The following is a 5,918-nucleotide window of genomic DNA, read 5'->3' as shown; positions in this document are numbered from 1 at the left end:
TCATCAAACTAGCCTGCTCACTCGTCTGCTGGAACATCCTTAGCCAAACTGAGCGGTCTTTTTGAACTGGCCTTTTAAGAGGATCGCCCATAAAAAGAGATGGTCGGAGCCTGGCTCACAATACTCTTGAAGAGACGCGCATCCTTGCAGTTCGGCGTATGGCTGAAGGCGAGCATCCAAATGATGTCGCGGCGTCGTTTGGGATGCATCGCTCATGGGCGTACAAGATTAGGTCGCAAGCGCGAGGTCGGGGCCATGGTGTCCGGGCGTTGCGCTCGACCAAAGGCACAGTTCGCCCGCGTACGCTCACTACAACGCAGGAGCAGCGGGTCCTGCGCTGGATTAATGGCAAGAATCCAATGCAGTATGATTTTGATTTTGGCTTATGGACGCGCAACCTGGTTTGTGAACTGGTGCGACAGAAATTCGGCGTCAGGCTGAGTCTGGCATCTATTGGCGCGATGCTCGCCCGCCTGAACCTTACGCCGCAAAAGCCGCTGCAGAGAGCTTACCAGCGTGATCCGGAAGCCATCGAGCGTTGGCAACGTGACACCTATCCGAGCATTGCCAAGCAGGCTCGTGAGCAGAAAGCGGACATTTTCTTCTGGGACGAATCAGGCTTCCGTGCTGACTCGGTGCACGGCAGGACGTGGGCGCCGCGCGGTGAAACGCCCGTGGTCGAGCGGCCCGGCGAGCGACAAAGCATGAGCGCCGCGTCCGCTGTTAATTCGAAGGGGGCTTTTTGGTTTGCAACCTATGAAGGGGGACTTACCGGTGAGTTGTTCGTGGAATTGCTCAAGAAGTTGATGTTCAATCGCAAAAGAGCGGTTCATCTGATCGTCGACGGATTGCCAGCTCATAAGAAGGCGATGGTTAAAGACTATGTCGCGAGTACGCAGGGCAAGTTGACTTTGCATTTCCTGCCCGGTTACGCACCGGACCTCAATCCAGATGAGCTGGTGTGGAGTCACGTTAAGCGCACCGGCGTCGCGCGACGTCCACTTCAAAAGGGCGAGAAGCTGGGCTCGAAAATTTACGAGCAGCTTTCACAAATTGGCCGCGATCCGTACCTCGTACGCTCCTTCTTTAGCCATCAATCTGTCCGCTATATTTCTGACGTGTGAGTAAAGCTTGCCGACGTATGTTTCGTAACGGCCTTTTGGCAAAGAATTCACTGAAGGTTCACTTGCTTCAACAGAATCGCGGCTTGAGATGACGTGCGTGCACGGATTCAGACGCTTCAGCCCGGAGAGTCTGTCCAACTTCAAGTTCGTTATCCCCCGTCGAAGATTCGACGTCGCGAGTTTTCGATATGCCTGCTCATCGCAGCGCAGGCTTGTTCGGGCGAGCGCTTGACAACGCCATCGATGATTGCCTGATGTTCCGCCTGAACCTGGCCGGAATGACGCTGGGTTTGCCCGAGATTCCGCGCGCGTTCCATGCATTGACGGATCGGAGCCAGCGCATGCGCCACCGTGGAAACGAAGAAAGGGTTGTGTGATGCATGCGCTATCGCCAGATGCAATTCCAGATCTGCTTCGACGCCCGAGCCCGCGCCGTCCGCTGTCCTGTCGAGCGCGCTATAGGCGGCATGGATCGCCTCGACGTCCTCCTCGGTTCGCATCTCGGCAGCAATCCTAACCGCGCCCGCTTCAATGCAAAATCGAAACGCATAGTACCGTTCGATATCGACGATGCTAGAGATCGACGGTGCCATTGGCTCGACGTGTCCTGGCATTTGCACGATATAGCTTCCCGATCCGCGCCTCGATTCTACGATGCCTTCGGATCGCAAACGCGACAGCGCCTCGCGGACCGTCGTCCGCGATACGGCGTAGCGTGCAGTCAGTTCAAACTCCGTGGGAAGTTTGTGATCCACCGAAAACTCCCCACGCAGTATCGCCGCAACGATCAGTTTGCAGACTCTGTCTGACAGAGTGATGCCCTCGATCTCAGTCAACAACATCTCACCCACGCTCTGCTCCCGTCATTTCGTCAACCGGGCGGCATGCCGTCTAAGCGGAGAGCCGCGCACGACACGCGATCAAGGGAAGATTCCTTGGACCGCGCTTCATTCAGGTTTGCGCACTCAAACTCAGGCGGTGGATCTTCCCCATCGAAAGAAAAGCCAGCGCACCCAGGAAAGCATGTCCGGCCACGAGATACATCGCGCCTTCGAACGATCCGGTCAGCAAGACCACGTAGCCGATGACGACAGGCGTCACGATTCCCGAGATGTTGCCGAACATGTTGAACAGCCCGCCGGCCATTCCTGCGATTTCCGGCGGTGCGGTATCGGTGACAAGCGTCCAGTCCACGGCCACCACACCCTTGCCGAAAATTGCGATCGACATAAGGACGGTTACGAGCGTCATGGAGGTCGTGAAGTTGCACAACAAGAGCGTACCGCCCATAGTCATGCCGCAAACCAACGGAATTTTTCGAGCAAGGGTCAGCGAAACACCGCGTCGCAGAAGAACGTCGCAGACCGCCCCTCCGCAAAGGGCGCCAAGCAAGCCGCAAACCGCCGGTATGGCGGCCAGAGCACCCGCTTCCATGATATTGAGGCCGCGGTATTTGACGAGATAAACGGGAAACCAAGTGATGAAGAAGTATTGCAGCGAGGTATCACAATACTTGCCCAGGTAGATGGACCACATCATCGGGTTGCGCAACAACACCCGAAGGTCTTTCAGGCTCGGCTTGCGCCTGGGCTTCTTGCCGGGCGTATCAATCTCTTTGATCCCACCGCCTTCCTCGATGTGCCTGAGCTCCGCCGCATTCACAAGCGGATGCCCCTGCGGCGTCTTTACAAGCTTGAACCACACTGCGCTGGCGACAATGCCAAGACCACCCATCACCCAGTAGACGGCTTCCCAACTGACCTTGTGGGCGATCAACCCCATCATGGGCGCAAGCAATGCGATTGACAGATACATCGACGAATTGAAGATGACCGTGGCCAATCCCCGTTCTTTCGTCGGAAACCATGCTCCCACCAGGCGACTGTTGGCGGGATACACCGGCGATTCGATAAGCCCCAGCAAAAAGCGCAACGCGAAGAGTGACCCTACAGCGAATGACGCCGACAGAAAACCAACCATACCCTGGAGGGCCGTGATCACCGACCACAAAAGCAGCGATATGCCGTAGACCTTCACTGAGCCAAAACGATCGAGGAGCAATCCACCCGGCAATTGCCCAAGGACGTATGCCCACGCGAACGCAGAAAACATGTAGCCCAACGTCACCGAACTGATATGCAACTGCGCGGTGATCGCCGCGCCGGTGATAGAAAGTGCAGCCCGGTCGCCCACGTTGATCGCTGTCACGAGGAAAAGCATCAACAAGATCGCATAGCGGACCTTGGTTCGCTTCACGACGGTTGAACGCGCCGCGTGTCCGGTCGATAGGCCGGCCGGCGCGCTCATCCGGTGCGGGTCTTCAAGCGGATCGATGACTGCGGCGATTACCGGAGTACCGACTGAATTGTCGTTTGATGGCGTGTGCGAATTCATGAAGTCTCCAAGGAGATCCTGTGGCGGCACGGGAACGAAGCGCGAGACGTTCGGTCGCGAATTGATAATGATTGCGCAATCATTACGGGTATGATTGCGCAATCTTTGAGTTGGAGCAAGGCGGGTTTACCTGAGGCTCATGCGTGCGCTAAACGCCACCATGCGATGGGCACTAGCCGCTCGATTCATGACCGCGCAGTCTCGATCAGGCGGCTGGCGCTAACGCTTGAGGACAAACCGTGTCTGGAACTCGGTCCGCGCCACCGGTGACGATCGGTTCACCGCATGGTCAACCTCTGCTCAAAGCGTTCGAGATCGCCTTGGTGTCGCTGATGAACCCACGTCTGGCCGAAGGGACGAGGCACTCGACTGTCACCGGGCGCGACTCACTGCCATCGCTATGATGGCCCCAAAATAACCTCCCAGGGCTTTGCGCTAAAACCCAGAACACGGCAAAATGTATCGCAACTGCGATGCAGGAGTCTCTCTCATGAAAACCGCCACATTACCCTCCGTGCGGATAGAGCCGGAATTGCGCGAGGCGGCCGAAAGCGTGCTGTCCGATGGGGAGAGCCTATCGGCATTTGTCGAACAGTCAATCCGCGCCAATATCGAGCGCCGACGTTTGCAGGGTGATTTTGTTGCCCGCGGACTGGCTTCGCGCGACCGGGCCAAGGAGAACGGTCAGTAGGTGTCAGCCGATGAAGTCGTGTCTACGCTGGAAGGTCGGCTTGCGGTAGCCAAGTCAGGTCGCACGCCCGCTCGATGACGTTCGCGGTTCGTTTTACCCCTGAAGCCGCGGCCGACCTCGAACGACTTTACGACTTTATCTTTGAGCGCGTTGCCACTGATTTCAAGCTCGTCGAAAACGCTCTGCAGGCAATTTCATGATGGCGTCGCTACGCTCCGGAGTTCGCCTTTCACGTGCCGCAAAGCGCGATCCGATGCGCCGTCTCTGCGGGAGCTGATCAATCCGTTTGGGCGCAGCGGCTACGTCGCATTGTTTGAAATCGACGACGATGAAACAGTCACGGTGCTGGCCATCCGGCACCAACTGGAGGAAGACAATCACTGAAGCCTCAGCATCCGTTTTCAAGCTAGACGCATAGGCACCTCCGATTCGTTCCTCACTTCGGCCCGACCTGCCGCTTTGACGATTTCTTTGGTGGCCCGTCTTGTCTGCGGGTCTCCTTCGTCGCAGTCGTGCCGCGGGGGGATCGATCGGCCGACGCGTGCTCGACGCGTCGCGTCGCGGCGCGAGTCAGCTGATCCTGAGCGCGCGCTAACTGAACGCTGAGCGCCCTGCTCTCAGCCCGCCCAGCCGAGAGATTCCCTTCCAGGATACCCACCTGATGTCGCAAGTCGCCGACTTGCGCCTGCAGCGCTGCTTCCTGCTTCCGATATCGCTCGTCGCCCTGCTCCGACTTGCGCACCAGGTCGTCGAGCGCTTTTTGAGCGCGGCTCGCCGCGACCCGTTCGCGATCGATCTCGAGCAGCGCGCGCGTCTCGCTGGCCCGCAGCCGCTCCTCGGCCAGTTCGCCGGCTGCGCGTTGCTTATCGAGTTCGGCCGCAAAATCCCTCCGCGCCGCTTCCAGCGCACGCTGCAACTCGGCCTGCTCGCGTTGCGTGCGTTGCAACTGTGATTTGAACGCTTCGCAGGCGGCCGTCAGCGCCGCCACTTGCTGCTCGATCTCGGCGTCCTTCGCGCGGGCGCTGTCCAGCAACGCGGCGCTGGCGGTCAATTCCTGCCGTAGCCGTGCCACCTCGGTTTCGGCGGTCGCCTGCGCTGCCCGCGCTCGGTCGGCCTCCTGCGAGGCGTCCGAGCGGAACCCCGTCAACGCCTCCTGAGCGCTCGCCTGCGCCCGATCCCATATCGCGATCGCCAGTTCGCTCAGCGCGCCTTTGATCTCGTCCGGCAGGTCCGGGCTTTCGATCCGCACCCGGCTCTTGTCGCGAAGGGTCGCCCAGAACGCGGCCAACGCGTCGGCCGGCGCGCTCATGCTGCCCTTCTTCACCAACTGATAGAGCTTGTTGGCGGTCGGCGTAATCCCGTACCGAAAAAACAGCAGCACGCAGACTTCGCGGTACAGATCGGCGGTGCGTGGAAATTGCGCGCGCAACTGCGCGATCTCCGCGTCCAGTTGGGCGCTGGGCGGTCCGTCCGGCGTCGGTAAAGCGGTCATGGGTGACTAACTTTGGATTTGACCGGCAAAGTATATAACGTAAAACGTTACTTTCATTGACATTTAGTCTAACCTTTAGACATTATGCGTATAATGTCGATATAATTGGCAGACTGTGCGGATAGATTGCGTCGGAGTTAGACATGCCCGTTTTTAGCCCCAGCGACCCCTCCGGTAACGCGCTCGCCCCGCTCGAACGCGCGCAGTTGCCGCCCGA

At 58.6% G+C, this 5,918-nt stretch carries 6 protein-coding genes; 3 read left to right on the top strand and 3 right to left on the bottom strand.

The window, feature by feature from the left end; genetic code table 11:
* Positions 1-89 precede the first annotated feature (89 nt).
* Positions 90-1,124: an IS630 family transposase gene (locus tag AWB68_RS42080; protein WP_087650052.1), complete on the top strand. Its 1,035-nt coding sequence runs from the start codon at positions 90-92 to the stop codon at positions 1,122-1,124.
* A gap of 149 nt (positions 1,125-1,273) precedes the next feature.
* Here AWB68_RS42080 and AWB68_RS42075 read toward each other — a convergent pair whose 3' ends face one another.
* Together AWB68_RS42075 and AWB68_RS42070 are read right to left on the bottom strand one after the other, a co-directional pair.
* A complete protein-coding gene (locus AWB68_RS42075; RefSeq protein WP_087650051.1) occupies positions 1,274-1,966 on the bottom strand; it encodes a FadR/GntR family transcriptional regulator in 693 nt (230 codons plus the stop codon).
* Between the two features lie 109 nt (positions 1,967-2,075).
* Positions 2,076-3,518, bottom strand: a complete 1,443-nt coding sequence (locus AWB68_RS42070; RefSeq protein ID WP_235028811.1) for an MFS transporter — start codon at positions 3,516-3,518, stop codon at positions 2,076-2,078.
* Between the two features lie 490 nt (positions 3,519-4,008).
* Between AWB68_RS42070 and AWB68_RS42065 the strand changes: the two genes are divergently transcribed.
* The gene (locus AWB68_RS42065; RefSeq protein ID WP_327384338.1) at positions 4,009-4,209 is read left to right on the top strand and encodes a YlcI/YnfO family protein; all 201 of its coding nucleotides are present in this window, start codon (positions 4,009-4,011) and stop codon (positions 4,207-4,209) included.
* A 141-nt stretch (positions 4,210-4,350) separates the two neighbouring features.
* Entirely contained in the window at positions 4,351-4,593 is a 243-nt protein-coding gene (locus AWB68_RS42060; RefSeq protein ID WP_374729662.1) for a type II toxin-antitoxin system RelE family toxin, read from the top strand.
* A 52-nt stretch (positions 4,594-4,645) separates the two neighbouring features.
* Here AWB68_RS42060 and AWB68_RS42055 read toward each other — a convergent pair whose 3' ends face one another.
* Entirely contained in the window at positions 4,646-5,701 is a 1,056-nt protein-coding gene (locus AWB68_RS42055) for a DNA-binding protein (protein WP_087650050.1), read from the bottom strand.
* Positions 5,702-5,918: the final 217 nt, after the last annotated feature.

The sequence above is a fragment of the Caballeronia choica genome, assembly GCF_001544535.1.
Taxonomy (GTDB): Bacteria; Pseudomonadota; Gammaproteobacteria; order Burkholderiales; family Burkholderiaceae; genus Caballeronia; species Caballeronia choica.
The sequence above is the reverse complement of the archived record's forward strand: the minus strand, read 5'-3'. Positions and strand labels throughout refer to the sequence as shown.

What these genes read in the sequence shown, in the direction of transcription:
- AWB68_RS42070 (WP_235028811.1), bottom strand. Translation starts at nt 3,518, where the DNA reads ATGAATTCGCACACGCCATCAAACGACAATTCAGTCGGTACTCCGGTA.
- AWB68_RS42055 (WP_087650050.1), bottom strand. Translation starts at nt 5,701, where the DNA reads ATGACCGCTTTACCGACGCCGGACGGACCGCCCAGCGCCCAACTGGAC.
- AWB68_RS42065 (WP_327384338.1), top strand. Translation starts at nt 4,009, where the DNA reads ATGAAAACCGCCACATTACCCTCCGTGCGGATAGAGCCGGAATTGCGC.
- AWB68_RS42075 (WP_087650051.1), bottom strand. Translation starts at nt 1,966, where the DNA reads ATGTTGTTGACTGAGATCGAGGGCATCACTCTGTCAGACAGAGTCTGC.